Below are 17138 nucleotides of genomic sequence, written 5' to 3' on the forward strand. Positions count from 1 at the left end.
TGCGGTCTCAATCGGTGGACACTGTCGCCTCATCGTCAGAGCCATCGACTCTGCCGAAGTATGCAGCCTCAACCGTCTCACGCTGGGCGCTGAGTTCTGCGGCCGGTCCGGCCAATGCCACCCGACCATGATGCAGCACGATCGCCGAGTCGGCGATCGCAAGCGCAAGGTCGATGTGCTGCTCCACCAACACGATCGCCATCTGTTGTTCGTCGGCGATGGTGCGCAGCCGCGGCAGCAGATCCTTCACCGCGATGGGTGACAGTCCCAGACTCAGTTCATCGATGAGCAGGATCTTGGGCCCTGGCAGCAACGCCTTGGCCAGCGCCAACATCTGCTGCTCGCCGCCAGAGAGGTTGCCGCACTTGCGCCCCCGCAGGCCGGCGAGCTTCGGGAAGTACTCGAAGACGACATCGATATCCGCACCGCCTTTGCGGTGTGCCAGTCGAAGGTTGTCTGAGACCGACAGTTTGTGGAACACCCCGCGGTTGTCCGGCACCAGTGTGATGCCGCGTCGGGCATTGCGTTCGACCCGTTTGTCCAACGGTTCTCCGAGCGCTTTGACGGTCCCCGACATCAGCGGCAAGGCACCGACCGCGGCCAGCAGGGTGGTGGTCTTGCCTGCCCCGTTCGGACCGAGCAGTGCCAGGATCTCCCCTGCGTGGATGGTCGCGTCCAGATCCCGGACCGCGGGCACGCCGCCATATCCGACGGTGAGTCCCTCGATCGTCAGGACCGGTTGCGTGACAACAGCTGTGCTCATCCGGCGTTCCCCTTCTGCAGCCCGGCGCCCGGTGGGACGTCGATGTCGATGTCGGCGTTGCTGACCTCGGGGCTGCCGAGGTAGGCCGCGATGACCTCCGGGTTGTCCCGGATATCCTGCGGCGCACCAGAAGCGATGACACGCCCGAAGTCCAGGACATACAGGCGATCACACACTTCCAGGACCAACGACATGTCGTGATCGATCAGCAGGATGCCGATCCCGGTGTCGGCGATCCGCCGCAGTTCTGCGCCGAATGCCTTGCTCTCGTGCGTGTCGAGTCCGGCCGCCGGTTCGTCGAGCAGCACCAACCGGGTGCCGCCGACGAGCGCCCGGGCGACACCCACCATCTTCTGCTGGCCCAGGGTCAGTTCGCCCGGCCTGCGATCGGCGACATCGGTGAGCCCGACCATTGCCAGCGCCTCACCGATGGTGGCCGCAGGCGGTTTCGATCCGGTGAAGACGTCGGCGATCAGAGCTCGCAACCCTGGACGTTGCACGGCGACGGCAAGGTTTTCCGCGACTGTCAGGTCGACGAACAGTTCGCCTGCCTGCCACGTACGCGCCATTCCAGCGCTGCGCCTGCGATGCGGACTCTGCTTCTCGATGCGGGTCCCGGCCAGGGAGACCTCACCGGTCGATCTGGTGAACCCGGTGACGGCATCGACAAACGTTGTCTTGCCTGCCCCGTTGGGGCCGATCAGACCGACGATCTCACCGGCCTCGACCGACAGGGCGATGTTGTCGTTGGCGACCACACCGCCATATCGCACCGAGAGATCGCGAGCCTGCAACAGCGAGGTGGTGGTTTCAGCCGACATGAGAACTCGCTTTCGGTTCGGAGTTGTCGTTCGGTGGCGGCGGAGGTGACGGTTCTGCCGGTGATGACCGACCGAACCTGGCCTTGACGTGGGCCACCGCCTCCTGCACGGCACCGACGACCCCGACAGGATTGAGCACGGCCATCAGCAGCAGGCCACCGGCGGCGATGAGTTGGTAATACTGTCCGAGATCGAGTGTCTGGGTGAGGAATACGTATCCGACTCCGAGAGGACCGATGATGCCTGCGATGAACGCACCCCAGACCGAGGTGATGCCGCCGACGTATGTCATCGCCAGCAGGACCAGTCCGACGATCACCGTGAACGATGCCGCCGACAGTTGTCCACGGCTGTAGCCGATCAGGCAACCACCGACGCCGGCCAGGAAGGCCGACAGGGCGAACCCGAGCAGCTTGGTTGCCGCGACATTGATCCCCACCGACGCTGCCGCACGTTCGTTGGAGCGGACCGCCAGAAATGCTCGCCCGGTGGAACCGGCCATGAACCGCATGACGATCAGGGTCAGCACCCCGACAACCACCAGCACCATCATCGAGAACTCGACCGTCGTCAGCTCGGACCCCTGCCGCACCGACAGGTCCCAGCCGAACAGCTTCGGGTCCTCGATCAGGTTGCCCTCGAACGGCGTGATCGATGGATTGTTGAAGACGAAACTCTGAATCGCCAGGGCAGCAGCCAAAGTCACCACGGCGAGTTGAGCACCCCGGATTCGCAGGGCCGGAACTCCTACGATCACACCGAGTGCGGTGGCCAGCAACGCCGAGATCAGGATGCTGAAGGGAAAGGGCACACCCCAGTTGGTGGTCACCTTCGACAACGCAAATCCGGCGGTGCCTGCAAAGGCCATGCTGGCCAGTGAGATCTGCCCCAGATAGCCCGTGAGCAACACGAGCGACAGTGCGATGAGTGACAGGATCATCGAGGTCACTATTCCGAAACGCCAACTGCCCGAGGTCAACAGGACCGCGATCACCACTGCGACGATGACCGCGACAACCGGGATCGGGCGAAGCCGGGGAATCGTCACAGCCGGCATCTTCGCCTCCCCGAGGGAGCCACGGGAAGGGATCTTGCCACCGAGCAGGAACAGGGCCACCACCACGATGACAAACGGGACGGCGTCACCGAGTCCGGTCTGCGCCCAGCTCGGCCACCAGTCGAGTGTGCCTGCCCAGAGGATGACCGCCTGGAATGAACCCAACACAAGGCCTGCAGCACAGGCGATCCCAAACGACGTCAGGCGACCGACGAGGGCAACCGCCAACGCCGGGATGATGTAGAACGTGTAGCTCGCCGAGTCCAAACCGATCGTGTACGCACCCAGGACAACTATCAACCCGGATGCCGCACCGGTGATGACCCAGACGATGGCGGCAAGTCGATCCGGCGAGTATCCGGCGAGCCGGGCGGCGAGTTCATCCTCGGCGCCCGCCCGCGTGGCCACACCAAGTGTGGTCAGCTGGAAGTACGCCCAGAACAATCCGGCGATGACAATTGCAGTGCCGGCCAGCAACAGGTCACTGACATTGATGACCGCACCGGCGAGTTCAAATATCTTCTCGGGCAGTACCGGTAGCGCCATCAGCGAATCGGTTTCGAAGCGAAGGGTCACCAGGGCCTGGATGAAGAGCATCAATCCCACCGAGGCAACCACCTGTGCCAGGACCGGGGCCCGCCGCAACGGCCGGAAGATCAGGAGGTGGGCCAACAGTCCCCAGAGTGCCGCGGTGGCCACACCGATGATGATCGCCGGGACCATCGCTGTCGGATCATCCTCGCTGCCCAGCGAGATACTGCCGATCGGTAACACAAAGGTGCCATCAGTACGCAGTGCGGCAACAACATACACCGCCCACAGGGCTATGGACCCCTGCGCGAAGTTGATGACCCCGGTTGCGGCGTAGATCCCGACCAGGGACGTCGCGAACACGGAATAGATCGCGCCGACTGACAGGCCGAGGAAAACGAACTGAAGAAATTGACTCATGAGACCGTGGCCACCTCATTCCCGCTTGTGGACTTCGTGTGTGGGCACCGATGCAGAATCTGCACCGAACCGGCAAGGTGTTGCTCCCAAAGCTCTTCCCGCACGACGCGTTGGGGGTTGATTCGGGGATGCACCGCGCGGCGACTGCCGCGCAGCACACCCCCGAATCTGTTGTGCGTCAATCCCGCTACTAGCTGGCGCCCGGGATCATTGCCAGCGCCTGCGGGTTCGGCTGAATCAGGCCACCACCGATGGGTTCGGTCTTCTTGTCACCGGTCACCTCGAAGACGAACATCTCCGTGGTGCAGTTGGGGCTTGTCGCCTTGCCGCAACTGAGCACCGGTCCCAGCCAGCTCTGGTAGCCATCGACCGCCTTCAGCGCGGCCAGAACGGTCGGTCCGGTGACCTCGGTCGGTGCGGCCGCACCCAGCGTCCTCGCGAAGTCGACAAAGGTGGAGAAGGTGCCATAGGCATAGAAGCCTCCGTTGCCACCCTCTTCATCGACGTATTTGGCTGTGATGTCGATGTTTTCCTGCATCGGTGCCGGCGCCGAATCCTTGGCAGGCTCGAGCCAGATCGGCGAGTACGTCTGCGCGCCGACCGCCTGCGCACCCATCGTGTCGATGAACTCGGTGCAGGCCGCCAGGAACATCGTGTTCTGGAACCCGACGCTGCGCAGCGACTGCGCCAGCTTTGTGCAGTTGGCATCGGTCTGCGACGTCATCAGGCCGCCGACATCAGGGTTGCTCGAATTGATGGTCGAGGCCAGTGCGGTGTAGTTCGGGTTGGTCGCCGAATAGTAGACGCTGTTCACCTCGAGCCCGAGCTGTGCACCAAGGGGTTTGAGAATGCGGTCAAATGTCTGGTGCGCAGCAGCGACATCGACGTTGGCCAGCGTCAGAGAGTTCTTTCCCTGCTGCTTCAGCGACTGCATGACACCGATCAGGAACGATGCCTGCGGTGGCCCGAAGTAGACCCGATTGTCGGGCGAGGAGCCGGTGACCGAGTCGAACGGAATCTGGCCGACCAACGGGATGTTGGCCGATTGCAGGATGGGCAGGGCTGCACTCGATGCCGCGTCGTAGCCGTCTATCACCGCGACCACGCCGGCCTGCGCGAGTTGATTGGCACAACCGATGGTCGATTCCGGGGACGTGACGTCGACGGCGCAATTCACGACCTCGATCGGCCGCCCGGCGATGCCGCCCAGCTCGTTGTTGATGTAGTTGACTGCCGCCTTCTGTCCGGTCTCGACACCCGGCTGGGTGATCGGCCCGTTGGACGGGTTCAAGAAGCCGACCTTGATCGACTCGCCTACCGCCTTGATACCGCTCTCGGACGGAGACGCACTGCTGTCACCATCGGAATCACTGTCGTCGCTACAGGAGACGACGGAGAAGACACACACCGCTGCGACAAATGCTGCCGCTATTCGGCCGGTTCTCTTGCGCATTTCAATGCCTTTCCCGGCGGCATGTGGTCGCGATGGATATGCGCTGACGACATCGATCCGCACGCGGCGAAATTCGATGTTCGGGCACATTGTTGATCCCGGCCAGATCCTCCGAGTTACACGGGGTTGCAACCGAATAGCGTCTGTGCCATCCGTCGTGCCCAGTCCGGGTGTGATCTGGGCCACTCGAAAAGTAGCCCTTGCCTTACAGCCGTGTCAAGGTGCAATTCGGCGTCGGATCAGCCAATGCGTTTTGACCCGAAACCACTGAGCGCGTGCATAGAATGCCGAGCTCAGGCAGGAGAGATGACCTATCCGGCCCATTCGCTTTGCGTACTAAATGTCGGGGGCTCAAGGCCCTGGTCTCGCGCGCCAAACGGCCGCACAAAGCCCACGAATGATACTGATGGCCGTTTTAGCGTCTATATTCTGTCGAGATCGGTTCGGTGCCTGGCGACCTCGGTCGAGGCCGAGCCGATCGGTGTCGTAGAGATGACCCTTCATCCAGATCCCTGGACATGAAGGGACAGCGGTTGACGAAGAACAGTGGAGCTGCGTGACGTGAAGCGAATAGGCGTGGTGGAGGACCACTCATCGGTGGTGCTGGGACTCAAGGCCATGTTGGCCGACCATCCGGGATTGGTCGTGGCCGCGGCCACCCCGACCGTCACCGAACTTCTTGCTCTACGTGCCGAATTGGATTTGGTTCTGCTGGATCTACGACTGTCCGACGGTTCCTCTCCGACAGCCAATGTCGACGAACTGCGTGGCGCCGGCCTGCAGGCGCTGGTGTTCACCGGGGCCGAGAACCCTTATCTCGTGCGCCTGGCCGCGAAAGCCGGTGTGCTGGGTGTGGTTCGGAAGACCGAGTCAACCGAGGTGGTGGTCGCGGCGATTGCTGCTGCCGCGGAGGGACGCCAGGTCGTGACCACCGAGTGGGCCGCGGCGATCGACGGCGACCCCGGGCTCCACGATGTCGGCCTGAGTCCTCGCCAGCGCGACGTCCTGAGCCTGTATGCCTCGGGAGAGAAGGCAGATCGTGTCGCCCGGCTGACCGGGCTGACGCCGCACACCGTGAACGATTACCTGGCCCGCATCCGGGCCAAGTATGCCGACGCCGGCCGCCCGGCCGGAACCAAGATCGAGCTGTACAAGCGTGCCGTCGAGGACGGCCTACTTCCGATGCCAGAGGCACCGGAGCCATGAGCTGTCAGACACTGATTCACCCCGGCAATCTCGGTGGCGGGGAGAACACCCTTCGTCTCGTCCGAATGTTCGCGCGCTTCATCAGCGTTGGGTATGTCGCCTATCTCGCAATCCTGCTTCCCGCCATCGGCATGTTGGCCCCACGGATGGACTCCTGGTGGACCCCGGTCACCGTGGTGCTGGTCTTCGGGTCGGGGATGCTGCCCGGGGCACTGTCGTTTCGGTCCGATCCGAGGCCCATGCGGATCAGCAGTGGCATTGCAGCAGTGGCGTTTCTGGTCGCGGCGGCAACCTGGCCGCTGGCGTGGAACGGCCCTCACATCGAAGACGGCGACGGTGTCTGGCTCGCCTTCTTCCCGGGCGTCGCGAGCCTGGCCGCCGTCATCGTATGGCCGCCGCTATTGGTGTTCTCGCATCTGGTGATCGGGTGTACCGCTGTCCAGGTGATCAACTTCTATGCCAGAAGTGACACCTCGGCCTGGGTGCTGGTTCCGGAGATCATGTTCGCGATCATGTTCTGCACCCTGTTCGTGGGCGGCGGTGCAATGGCGATGCAGACCGGTCGCCTACTCGATTCCACTACCGAGACAACATATACCGCTGCTGCGATGGCGGCGGCCGGTCATGCTCGCACGGTCGAACGCGAGCGGTTCGACGCTTTGATCCATGACAGTGTGATGTCGACGTTCCTGGTCGCCTCCCGAGGCCAACCCCCGGAGATCATCAGTGCGATGGCGGCAACCACACTCGAAGAACTCGACAACATCAGCGCCGAATCCTGCCCAGACCAATACTTCTCGCCAGAACAGGCGACAACTCATCTACGCGCGGCCTGTGTGGACGCCGACCACCAGGTCTTGTTCCGCGTCTCCGAGGAACCAGATCAGAAAGTGGCAGCTCTGCCCGCCGATGTGGTCCGCACGATGGGATCAGCATTGTCAGAAGCGTTGCGCAACAGCCGGCTCCATGCCGGCGCTGAAACCACCCGCACCGTGGATGTCAAGATCGCCGACACCGGACTGGGTGTGGTGGTGGCCGACGACGGCACCGGTTTCGATCCGGCTGCTGTTGCCCCGCACCGCCTCGGTATCGCGGTCAGCATCCTGGGCCGAATGCGCAACCTTCCTGGCGGCACTGCGCACCTCGATACCCGGCCTGGCACCGGCACGCGGGTGTATCTGGGATGGGAGAGCCGATGACACTGTCCCGGACCACAATCGACGACCCGAAGTCGGTCGGTGACGCGGGTTCACTCCTGGGACTCCACACGCCCGCCGCGCGAATTCTCGTGGCGGCATACGTTGTCACGTTCGCGGTGGTCAGTTGGACGGATCCACCGGCAGGCGGCTTGTGGTACGAGTTCGCCGCATGGATTGTGGTCAGTATCGGCGCGATCAGTCTGATCTCGATCCCTGGCGACCCCCTGCCGAAACCGGCAGCACACTGTCTCACCGTTGTCGGTCCGATTGCCGTCAACCTCAATTTCGTGAAAACAGCACTACCCCTCGAAGGTCACCTACAGCTGTGGACGCTGGGCGCGTCAACGGCCATTTACGCGTACATGGCTGTTCGCGGGCGCCCTCTGTTGGCGTGGATCGGGATGGCGGCGACTCTGGTCAGTTGCATGGTGTGGGCGGCGAAGGCCGGAGAAGGTGCGCTATACGGGCTCTCTATTTCTGTCATCAATCTGGCGCCGCTGCTGATGGCCACATTCTTCGCGTGGACCATCCGTCCGGCGGCCCGCAGCATCTTCGAACTCCGCCGTGAGGGGACCTTGCGCGTGGCAGCCGAGGCCGCCGGAAAAGCCATTCTCGAGGAGCGCGATGCCAGGCTCGCCGAACTCGACGAACTGGCCCGGCCACTCCTCGAACAGATGGCAGAACCCCGGCCGCTCACCGAAGATGAACGGCTCGCGGCAAAACTCGTCGAAGCCCGGCTCCGTGACTCGCTGCGGGCACCCGCGCTCGACCTGCCCCGGATCGCGGACGCCGCCCGGGCTGCCCGCTCCCGCGGGGTCGATGTGGTGTTGCTCGACGACCACGGCCTCGACACCACGCCCCCGGAGGTCTGCGCCGAGATCCATCGCGCCGTCACCGACGCCCTCATGCGCGCAGATGCCGGAACCCTCACCATCCGGATCCTCCCGCCGCACCGAGATGCCCTGGTCACGATCTTGCACAGCACACCCGACGACACCACCCGGGTGGAATACGGCCACAACGGGCAAGCGCTGGCACCACGCCTGTGAGTCACCCGCCCTAGCTGTATGACCAGGGAGGGGTGAACGGTGTGGCGCGGGCAGCGCAGCGCGTTGAGAGCCGATAGCTCGTCTATCGCACCGTAACCACAGGATTGGGCTCGAACACCTCGTCGGCGACGCTCAGCCTGTTGTGTGCGACGACATTGTCGCCGTCTCGCCACACCTTGGCCCGCAACAGATAAATGCCGGCGACCAGAGCGACTGCGCCGAACGTCGCAAGTCCGCTCTCTCCGGCAACGTAGGCCAAGTCGTCCGGTGACGAGGCGATGACCGCGGTGGCGCCCAGAGTGAATGCGGTATTGGCGGCGTTGTGCGCCACGGCAACCGGCCACACGGTATGCGAACGATCCCAGAGGTAGGCGTAGAACACACCGGCCAGGGTGAGGGTGGCGACCACGGCCGGGGCCACGATCCAGCGGACACCGTCAGCATCGTAGGTGGTGGCAATAAGGACCAGTGGCATGTGAAAGAGACCGTGGATGAACCCGGTCAGCAGTGCGGCGCGGCGCTGCCCGGTCAGCTGCTGAATACGCGGCAACAGGAATCCGCGCCAGCCGATTTCCTCACCGAGGATGAAGAGGGTGCCGATGGTGAGTTCGATGGCGAGGTCGGCGACCCAGCTCGCGGTGCCGAATGGCGTGGCGTGGATGGAGACGAAGTCGGCAACACCGGTAAGGACCGCGGCGCCGTACGCAAGGAACACCAGCACTACCGGGATGAGCAGCGCCGGACGCAGTGCCGAACCGCCGGAGTTATTCAGACCGAAGCTCTTCCAGAGCTCTTTGCGTTTCCCTCGCGGGATGACGGTGAACGTCACGATGGCGACCGAGATCACCGGCACGAACACACTGAGTACGACGTTGATCTCGGCATCGGGCAGTGCGACGGCTATGGCGACGGCCAGCGAGAATGCCACCGCCACAAAGGCGGTGATCTCGCGAATGACTGGGGAGCGGAACATCGGGGGACTCCTGGTTGACGGTGGCCGGTGGCCACTGGAGGTGGTGCGGCCGGTTCGGCCGTGTCCCATCAATCTGCTCCAGGAGGGGGTGGTGGGACATCTGGCGCGAGACCTGGCTTTATCCGCCGTGTCTCTATCCCCGGATAGAGGCATCGGAGTCAGGCGCCGGGGACGGCGAGACCTGATTCGTAGGCGTACATGACCAGTTGCGCGCGGTCGCGGCTGTCCAATTTGGTCAGCAGGTGGCTCACGTGGGTCTTCACGGTTCCGTATCCCATGTGCAACGCGGACGCGATCTCGTTGTTGGACAGTCCTTGTGCGACCGCGAGTAGCACTTCGCGTTCGCGGTCGGTCAGTCCGTCGTCCGGGTGTGAGCGTGGAGTCGAATCCGGCAGGGCGGCAAAGCGTTCGATCATCCGTCGGGTGACACTGGGGGACAGGAGAGACTCGCCGGCCGCGATGACGTTGATGGCGTCGAGCAGCAGGTCGGGCCTCGTGTCTTTGAGGAGGAAACCACTCGCGCCCGCACGGAGCGCCGCCACGACGAGTTCATCCTCGTCGAAAGTGGTCAGTATCAACACTTTTGTGCCCGCGCAGCCGGGGTCCGCCACGATCCGCCTGGTGGCTTCGATGCCATCCATGTCTGGCATCCGGACATCCATGAGGACGACGTCGGGAGTGGTGCGCAGGCACAGGTCCCAGGCTTGTTGCCCGTTGCCGGCCTCACCGACGATCTCGACCTCGGGCTCAGAATTCAGTAGCACGACGAATCCGGATCGGACCAGGGCCTGATCGTCGACAACTGCCACCGTGATCATCAGGTGCCGTTCTGCTGGATGGGAAGCCTCGCGTGGACACCGAATCCGCCGTCGGGAGTCGGGCCGGACGTCAGGGAGCCGCCGACCAGGTGGGCGCGCTCGCGCAGCCCGATCAAGCCGTGGCCGCCAGTGTCTTCAGAGCCGGGTACGACTGAGCGTCCGCCCGGGTCGGTGACCCCGATATCGAGGTGATCATCGCGATAGTCCAGACGAATGCGCGCTGACGGTCCACCGTGTTTGAGCACGTTGGTCAACGACTCTTGGACGATGCGATAGGTCGCCAACTCGACGGCCGCATCCAACTTCGTTGGGGCGCCGGTGATCTCGAGGGTGACATCGAGTCCCGCAGAGCCGACCACCGCCACCAATGCAGGCAGGTCATCGACCCCCTGGGGTACCGGGCCGCCGACGGGATCGTCTTGTTCGCGAAGGACCCCGAGCATCGACCGCGTTTGGGCCAGCGCCTCCCGGCTCGTGTCGGCAACGACCTGCAGCGCGTGTTCGGCGGCATCGACGTCGGTGCGGATGACGTGGGCGCCGACGCCCGCCTGGACCGCGATGAGCGACATGCTGTGCGCCACCACATCGTGCAGTTCGCGCGCGATGCGCAGGCGCTCCTCGGCGACCGCTCGCGTGGCCTGTTCGCGCGCCAGAGCGGCATCGTGTTCGGCGGCGTGGATCTCTCCGCGCTGTTGGCCTCGGCGGGCGCGGATGGCGTCGCCCACGGCCCAGGCGGTGATCAACAGGGCCCAGGCCTGCAGGAGGTCTGAGGTGCGCAGGTCGGGAATGTCGGCAGCGGCGAGTGCCCCGAATGTGGCCATGGTCGCGACGAGTGCGATCGCTGCGTTGCGCCGGCGTCCATGCGCTGCCAGCGAGTACAGGCTCAGGAGCAGGATGGCCGATAGCGACCCGATGTAATGGTCGGTGAGCGTGACGACCAGGCATCCGGCCGCGAATATGCAGTACGACGTCGTCGGGTAGACGCGTCGCCAGTACAGCGAAGCCGTCGCGACCACGGTGCCGACAACCGCGACGACGTCGGGTTCCCGCAATCGCGGATCGATGCTTTCGATGTCGGTCTTGAAGAGGGCGCCGAGAGCGAATGCGGTCGCGAGCACCGCGATGGCGATGTCGAGAAACGGCGACAACCTGCGGGCCGCGCCCGCCCAGATGCTGCTGTCGTGCTGCATCACCGGGACGGGCTGCTTCATCTCGCGGATGCTACGCGGAGGCCCTCGAGTTCGACCGAGTTGTGTCGAATCGCGCCTACGCCATTTCGGGTGTCGCCGCGTACGCCGCCGCAAGGTCGATGCGCAGCCAGCCTCCGTCAGGGCCGGACTTGTCGAGGGGGTAGCCGGACGGAATGGCCGTCTGCTCGAGAATCTCGAGTCGTTGCGCATCGGTCAGATGCGGGAACCTGGTCTCCAGCAGAGCAGCGGCTTGTGCCGGAATCTGGTTCTGCTGGCCGGGGTTGATGAGTGGGAGTCCATACGTCATCAGAGCCCGGTGCTCGTCCACGGCCTCCTGCGTGCTCAGGTACTGCGAGTCGGTGGCGATGAAGTCTGCCAGCGGCACGCCGGTGAACTTCTCGAGTTGTTCACGCAACTGGGCGCCGGCTTCGTCGATGAGCCGATCGAACCCGGGGTCGGACAGGCGGGCCGCGCTGAGGTCCATTGCCATGAGTCGACCGCCCATCACATCGAGCGGGTAGTGGACTCCGAGGATGACCCGGCTGAGCCCTATCTCTCCGGCGCGGGCAATGATCTGCGGGCCGAGCTCCGGCAGCCACGACGCCAGCAGCGCGCCCTTCCAGTAGCCCATGTTGGTGTGACCGGACGGGTACGACCCGTTGGTCTCGACCTCTGCGTAGAGGTCGCCGCCGGGCCGGTCGTAGCGCTTGATGCTGTCCGGGGCCACAACGAACGGGCGTGGATTGTTGAAGAAGGTCTTCTCGGGCAACGTCGTTCCCGAGGGCAGTCCGGCGCGGGCGAGGTCTCCCTCGGCAAGAGCCGCAACCTTCGGTAGCCGGCCGTCTTCCAGAAGCTTCAGGAACACCGGGCCAAGCTTCTCGCCGAGTGCCACCGAGAGCGAGACCAAACGGTCGTCGTAGTTGACCTCGATCGCGTCCGCCTGCGCTTCCGGGGTGGCCTCGTTGTTGATGCGCACGACGGTCTGCAGATTCTGCGCGATGAGCGCGGGGTTGTTGTCGCGCAGCGCGGTGAATCCGTCGAGGACCGGCAGATACGACCCGCCTGGTGGGAGATCGGACGGGTAAGGACCGATCAGCTGGGCGAGCGTGAAATCTGCCGGCGCGGTGTCGGCGGTGGCGACCCCACTGACCGGAAGAACGAGAGCGACGGCCGCCAGCAACGTCAAGACGGTGCGGCGTGAACGAGACAACGACATGACCAGCATGTTTCCGCAACCAGGCAGCATCCACAAGTTCGGTGAACCGCTCATCGCGAGGCGTCCAAGGAGAACTCCGAACGGTCATCTCGAGTTGCCGCTGCATTCATTTGGCGCTCACCTAGACTTCCTTGGTGCATTTCTCCCGTTTTGTTGCCATCGGCGACAGTCAGACCGAAGGCATCGGTGACGGCGATGACCTCATCGGCCACCGTGGGTGGGCGGATCGCCTCGCCGAACAGCTGTCGCTGGTCAACCCAGGCCTCCACTACGCGAACCTCGCGGTACGGGGACGCCGGACCCGGCAGATCCGAGATACCCAGCTCGAACCCGCGATCGCGTTGTCCCCTGACCTGATCGCCGCCCCGCTCGGGATGAACGATGTGTTGGCGAGTTCGACGCTCGACGACGTTCATCACGATCTCGACCACATCTACTCGCGGCTGGCCGCAACGTCGGCGACGGTGATCATCTCGACCTATCCGAACATGGCCAAGACCGTGCCGATCGCCAAACGCCTCGAGCCGCGCCTGCTCGCGTTGAACGAGATGATGCGTGAGTTCGCCACCACGTACGACTTCATCCTCGTCGATCTCCATGCCGCGCCGGTATTGGTCGACACCCGTTCCTGGTCGATCGATCGGCTGCACGCTTCCCCGTTCGGTCACGAGCGGTTTGCAGCCGGCGCGGCCCACGCACTCGGCTTGCCGGAAAGCGATCCGGATTGGGGCATCTCGATCGCGCCTGCCGACCCGATGTCATTGGTGCAGAAGTCGATCCGCGAGGCCCAGTGGGCTCGCGCGTTCCTCCTGCCGTGGATGATCCGCCGGCTACGCGGGGTTTCGACGGGCGATGGGATGAGCGCCAAACGCCCGGAGCTGACGCCGGTGATACCACCGCCCCCGATCTAGAGAAACGACCGCGGCCCGGTTCCCCTTTCGGAGAATCGGGCCGCGGCCTTGGATCAGTTCACTGAATCAGTGTACTGCTCAGTACTTCTCGCCTTTTGCGGCCTTGTCGACCAGCGACTGCGGCGGCTCGAAGTGGCTGCCGTACTTGCTCGCCAGATCGCGGGCGCGATCGACAAAGCCCTGCAGGCCGCCTTCGTACTGGTTGATGTACTGGATCACGCCACCGGTCCACGCGGGGAAGCCGATGCCGAAGATCGAGCCGATGTTGGCGTCGGGCACGGAAGTCAGAACGCCTTCGTCGAAGCACTTGACCGTCTCGATGGCCTCGGCGAAGAGCATGCGCTCTTTCATGTCCTCGAACGGGATCTCGGTGCTACCCGACTTGAAAGCATCACGCAGGCCCGGCCAGATCTGCGAGCGCTTGCCTGCCTCGTCGTAGTCGTAGAAACCTGCACCACCGGAACGGCCCGGGCGGCTGAGCTCGTCGACCATCTTGTCGACCACGTCGGACGAACCGTGCTGCACAACCGGCTTGCCCTCGGCCTCGAGTGCCTTCTCGGTCTCCCGGCGGATCTTCTGCGGCAGCGTGAGCGTGAGCTCGTCCATCAGCTGCAGCGGCGGTGCCGGGTAACCGGCCTGTGCGCCCGCCTGCTCGATGAACGCCGGCTCGATACCCTCGCCGACGGCCGCGATGGCCTCGTTGATGAAGGTGCCGATGACCCGCGAGGTGAAGAAGCCGCGGCTGTCGTTGACCACGATCGGGGTCTTGCGGATCTGCAGGGTGTAGTCGATGACCTTGGCCAGGACCGCGTCAGAGGTCTTGGCGCCCTTGATGATCTCCACCAGCGGCATCTTGTCGACGGGTGAGAAGAAGTGGATGCCGATGAAGTCTTCGGACCGCTTCACACCCTCGGCCAAGATGGTGATCGGCAGCGTCGAGGTGTTCGAGCCGAGCACCGCGTCGGGTTCGACGATGTCCTCGATCTCGCCGAACACCTGCTTCTTGACCTCGACCGACTCGAAAGCCGCCTCGATCACCAGGTCGACACCCTTGAAATCGGCCGCATCGACGGTCGGGGTGATCCGCGCCAGCAGGGCGTCGGACTTCTCCTTGGTGGTCTTGCCACGCGAGAGCGCCTTCTCCTCGAGCTTGACCGAGTAGGCCTTGCCCTTTTCGGCGGCTTCGATGCTGATGTCCTTGAGGACGACCTCGATGCCTGCCTTGGCAGACACGTACGCGATGGCCGCGCCCATCATGCCGGCGCCGATGACACCGACCTTCTTGGCTGTGAACTTCTCGTACCCGTCGGGGCGCGATCCGCCGCCGTTGATGTAGTTCAGGTCGAAGAAGAACGCCTTGATCATGTTCTGTGCCACCTGACCGGTGACCAGGGACACGAAGTAGCGGGTCTCGATCAGATCCGCGGAATCGACATCGACGTACGCACCTTCGATGGCTGCGGCCATGATGGCGCGTGGTGCGGGCATCGGTGCGCCCTTGAGCTGCTGACGGAGCAGCGACGGGATGGCAGGCAACAGCTGCGCCAGAGCCGGACTCGTCGGTGCGCCACCGGGGATCTTGAAGCCCTTCTTGTCCCACGGTTGTGCGGCTTCAGGATTCGCGGCGATCCAGGCCTTGGCGGCCGGGATCAGCTCGTCGATGGAGGAGACGACCTCGTCGACAAGGCCGGTGTCCTTGGCCTTGGTCGGGCTGAAACGGTTGCCCTGCAACAGCACATTCATCAGCGCGCTCTGGATGCCGAGCAGACGCACGGTCCGGGTGACGCCACCGCCACCGGGCAGCAGGCCGAGAGTGACCTCGGGAAGGCCGATCTGGGTGCCCTTGACGTCTGCCGCGATGCGGTGGTGGGCGTGCAGTGCGATCTCGAGACCGCCACCGAGCGCGGCACCGTTGATGGCCGCGACAACCGGCTTGCCAAGGGTCTCCAGCCGGCGCAGAACGGCTTTGATGCCGTCGGCCTGCGCGGTGACCTGCTTGGCCAGCTCGACCTTGTCGACACCACCCTTGTCAGCAGTCATGTCCTTGAGGTCGCCACCGGCGAAGAAGGTCTTCTTCGCCGAGGTGATGACGACACCGGTGATGTTGTCTTTTTCGGCCTCGAGCCGCTCGACGGTGGCAGCCATCGACGAGACGTAGAGGTCATTCATGGTGTTGGCGCCCTGGTTGGGGTCGTCCATGGTGAGAACAACGACGCCGTCGCCGTCTTGCTCCCAGCGGATCATGTTGTCAGTCATAACTTTTGAAGTTCTTTCGTGAAGGTTGGAAGAAGCCTGTCAGTGAGCGTCAGCTGACTCAGATGCGCTCGATGATGGTTGCGACACCCATGCCGCCGCCGATGCAGAGGGTGACCAGGCCGTAGCGGCCACCGGTACGCTCCAGCTCGTCGAGGCAGGTGCCGAGGATCATCGCGCCGGTGGCACCGAGGGGGTGACCCATGGCGATTGCGCCGCCGTTGACGTTGACCTTCTCGTGCGGGATCTTCAGGTCCTTCATCCACTTCATGACGACCGACGCGAACGCTTCGTTGAGCTCGAAGACGTCGATGTCGTCGACGGTCAGTCCGGCCTTCTTGAGCACGAGCTCGGTGGCCGGGGTCGGGCCGGTGAGCATGATCGTGGGGTCGCTGCCGGTCTGCGCGGTGGCGACGACACGGGCGCGAGGAACCATTCCGGCCTTCTTGCCTGCGGCCTCACTGCCGACCAGGACCAGTGCCGATCCGTCGACGATGCCCGACGAGTTGCCGCCGGTGTGAACGTGATTGATCTTTTCGACGTTGACGTACTTCTGACGTGCGACGTCGTCGAAGCCGCCCATGGCAGCCAGGCCCGCGAATGCGGACTTCAGCTGGCCGAGGCTTTCGACGGTGCTGCCCGGACGACGATGCTCGTCGTGATCGAGCAGGGTGATGCCGTTGATGTCTTTCACCGGGACAACAGACTTCGCGAAGTAGCCGGCCGACCAGGCAGCCTCGGCGCGACGCTGCGACTCGGCGGCGTACGCGTCGACGTCTTCACGTGAGAAGCCCTCGATGGTGGCGATCAGATCGGCACCGATGCCCTGCGGGGCGATGTAGAGGTCGAACACGGTGGTGGGGTCGGTGAACATCGCGCCGCCGTCACTGCCCATCGGCACGCGCGACATCGACTCGACGCCACCGGCGATGACCAGGTCATCCCAGCCCGACGCGACCTTCTGTGCGGCGAGGTTGGTCGCTTCCAGACCGGAGGCGCAGAAGCGGTTCACCTGGGTTCCGGGGACGGTCTCGGGAAGTCCGGCGACCAGTGCGGCGGTCCGCGGCAGCACTGCTCCCTGCTCGCCGACCGGCGACACGATGCCCAGGACGACATCGTTGATGTCGGCGGGATCCATGTCGGGGAAGCGAACCCTGAGTTCGTTGATCAGGCCGACCACGAGGTCGACGGGCTTGACGGTGTGCAACGAGCCCTTCCGCTGCTTGCCACGAGGCGTACGAATGGCCTCGTAGATAAATGCATCAGTCACGCTGGGTT

At 64.1% G+C, this 17138-nt stretch carries 14 protein-coding genes; 4 read left to right on the top strand and 10 right to left on the bottom strand.

Annotated elements, in window-relative coordinates:
* Nucleotides 1-7: 7 nt before the first annotated feature.
* From AC1TQG_RS06835 to AC1TQG_RS06850, 4 genes are all read right to left on the bottom strand, one after another.
* A complete protein-coding gene (locus tag AC1TQG_RS06835) occupies nt 8-763 on the bottom strand; it encodes an ABC transporter ATP-binding protein (protein ID WP_482136175.1) in 756 nt (251 codons plus the stop codon).
* Nucleotides 760-1584 carry an ABC transporter ATP-binding protein gene (locus tag AC1TQG_RS06840; RefSeq protein ID WP_482136176.1) on the bottom strand — a complete coding sequence of 275 codons (825 nt, stop codon included), beginning with the start codon at nt 1582-1584 and terminating at the stop codon, nt 760-762. Before AC1TQG_RS06840 ends, AC1TQG_RS06835 begins: the two co-directional genes overlap by 4 nt.
* Nucleotides 1574-3592, bottom strand: a complete 2019-nt coding sequence (locus AC1TQG_RS06845; protein WP_482136177.1) for an ABC transporter permease — start codon at nt 3590-3592, stop codon at nt 1574-1576. The genes AC1TQG_RS06840 and AC1TQG_RS06845 overlap by 11 nt, the downstream gene beginning before the upstream one ends.
* A gap of 190 nt (nt 3593-3782) precedes the next feature.
* Nucleotides 3783-5045 carry an ABC transporter substrate-binding protein gene (locus AC1TQG_RS06850; protein ID WP_482136178.1) on the bottom strand — a complete coding sequence of 421 codons (1263 nt, stop codon included), beginning with the start codon at nt 5043-5045 and terminating at the stop codon, nt 3783-3785.
* A gap of 561 nt (nt 5046-5606) precedes the next feature.
* Between AC1TQG_RS06850 and AC1TQG_RS06855 the strand changes: the two genes are divergently transcribed.
* Genes AC1TQG_RS06855 through AC1TQG_RS06865 form a run of 3 tightly spaced genes read left to right on the top strand, consistent with a single transcriptional unit; the run spans nt 5607 to nt 8499 of the window.
* Entirely contained in the window at nt 5607-6251 is a 645-nt protein-coding gene (locus AC1TQG_RS06855) for a helix-turn-helix transcriptional regulator (RefSeq protein WP_482136179.1), read from the top strand.
* The gene (locus tag AC1TQG_RS06860; protein ID WP_482136180.1) at nt 6248-7450 is read left to right on the top strand and encodes a sensor histidine kinase; all 1203 of its coding nucleotides are present in this window, start codon (nt 6248-6250) and stop codon (nt 7448-7450) included. The genes AC1TQG_RS06855 and AC1TQG_RS06860 overlap by 4 nt, the downstream gene beginning before the upstream one ends.
* Nucleotides 7447-8499 (top strand): hypothetical protein, encoded by a 1053-nt coding sequence (locus AC1TQG_RS06865; protein ID WP_482136181.1) that lies wholly within the window; start codon nt 7447-7449, stop codon nt 8497-8499. Before AC1TQG_RS06860 ends, AC1TQG_RS06865 begins: the two co-directional genes overlap by 4 nt.
* 82 nt (nt 8500-8581) lie before the next feature.
* Here the strand turns inward: AC1TQG_RS06865 and AC1TQG_RS06870 are convergent, their stop codons facing one another.
* The 4 genes from AC1TQG_RS06870 to AC1TQG_RS06885 all read right to left on the bottom strand — a co-directional run bounded on the left by AC1TQG_RS06870 (nt 8582) and on the right by AC1TQG_RS06885 (nt 12750).
* On the bottom strand, nt 8582-9472 hold the full coding sequence (locus tag AC1TQG_RS06870; protein WP_482136182.1) for a CPBP family intramembrane glutamic endopeptidase: 891 nt from the start codon (nt 9470-9472) through the stop codon (nt 8582-8584).
* 158 nt (nt 9473-9630) lie between these two features.
* Nucleotides 9631-10290 (bottom strand): response regulator, encoded by a 660-nt coding sequence (locus AC1TQG_RS06875; RefSeq protein WP_482136183.1) that lies wholly within the window; start codon nt 10288-10290, stop codon nt 9631-9633.
* Nucleotides 10290-11501 carry a sensor histidine kinase gene (locus tag AC1TQG_RS06880; RefSeq protein WP_482136184.1) on the bottom strand — a complete coding sequence of 404 codons (1212 nt, stop codon included), beginning with the start codon at nt 11499-11501 and terminating at the stop codon, nt 10290-10292. The genes AC1TQG_RS06875 and AC1TQG_RS06880 overlap by 1 nt, the downstream gene beginning before the upstream one ends.
* A gap of 55 nt (nt 11502-11556) precedes the next feature.
* Nucleotides 11557-12750 (bottom strand): acid phosphatase, encoded by a 1194-nt coding sequence (locus AC1TQG_RS06885; RefSeq protein WP_482136185.1) that lies wholly within the window; start codon nt 12748-12750, stop codon nt 11557-11559.
* 80 nt (nt 12751-12830) lie between these two features.
* On the opposite strand from AC1TQG_RS06885, the gene AC1TQG_RS06890 reads away from it, so the two are divergent.
* On the top strand, nt 12831-13607 hold the full coding sequence (locus AC1TQG_RS06890; protein WP_482136186.1) for an SGNH/GDSL hydrolase family protein: 777 nt from the start codon (nt 12831-12833) through the stop codon (nt 13605-13607).
* Nucleotides 13608-13685: 78 nt separating this feature from the next.
* On the opposite strand, the gene AC1TQG_RS06895 is transcribed toward AC1TQG_RS06890, so the two are convergent.
* Nucleotides 13686-15863 (bottom strand): 3-hydroxyacyl-CoA dehydrogenase NAD-binding domain-containing protein, encoded by a 2178-nt coding sequence (locus tag AC1TQG_RS06895; protein WP_482136187.1) that lies wholly within the window; start codon nt 15861-15863, stop codon nt 13686-13688.
* Nucleotides 15864-15921: 58 nt separating this feature from the next.
* Nucleotides 15922-17130, bottom strand: coding sequence for an acetyl-CoA C-acetyltransferase (locus AC1TQG_RS06900; RefSeq protein WP_482136188.1), 1209 nt, complete (start codon nt 17128-17130; stop codon nt 15922-15924).
* Nucleotides 17131-17138 lie beyond the last annotated feature (8 nt).

This window comes from Williamsia sp. Y844, assembly GCF_056786475.1.

Coding starts and splice junctions, on each gene's coding strand:
- AC1TQG_RS06885 (WP_482136185.1), bottom strand. CDS start 12,750: ATGAGCGGTTCACCGAACTTGTGGATGCTGCCTGGTTGCGGAAACATG.
- AC1TQG_RS06880 (WP_482136184.1), bottom strand. CDS start 11,501: ATGAAGCAGCCCGTCCCGGTGATGCAGCACGACAGCAGCATCTGGGCG.
- AC1TQG_RS06845 (WP_482136177.1), bottom strand. CDS start 3,592: ATGAGTCAATTTCTTCAGTTCGTTTTCCTCGGCCTGTCAGTCGGCGCG.
- AC1TQG_RS06870 (WP_482136182.1), bottom strand. CDS start 9,472: ATGTTCCGCTCCCCAGTCATTCGCGAGATCACCGCCTTTGTGGCGGTG.
- AC1TQG_RS06865 (WP_482136181.1), top strand. CDS start 7,447: ATGACACTGTCCCGGACCACAATCGACGACCCGAAGTCGGTCGGTGAC.
- AC1TQG_RS06850 (WP_482136178.1), bottom strand. CDS start 5,045: ATGCGCAAGAGAACCGGCCGAATAGCGGCAGCATTTGTCGCAGCGGTG.
- AC1TQG_RS06835 (WP_482136175.1), bottom strand. CDS start 763: ATGAGCACAGCTGTTGTCACGCAACCGGTCCTGACGATCGAGGGACTC.
- AC1TQG_RS06860 (WP_482136180.1), top strand. CDS start 6,248: ATGAGCTGTCAGACACTGATTCACCCCGGCAATCTCGGTGGCGGGGAG.
- AC1TQG_RS06895 (WP_482136187.1), bottom strand. CDS start 15,863: ATGACTGACAACATGATCCGCTGGGAGCAAGACGGCGACGGCGTCGTT.
- AC1TQG_RS06840 (WP_482136176.1), bottom strand. CDS start 1,584: ATGTCGGCTGAAACCACCACCTCGCTGTTGCAGGCTCGCGATCTCTCG.
- AC1TQG_RS06875 (WP_482136183.1), bottom strand. CDS start 10,290: ATGATCACGGTGGCAGTTGTCGACGATCAGGCCCTGGTCCGATCCGGA.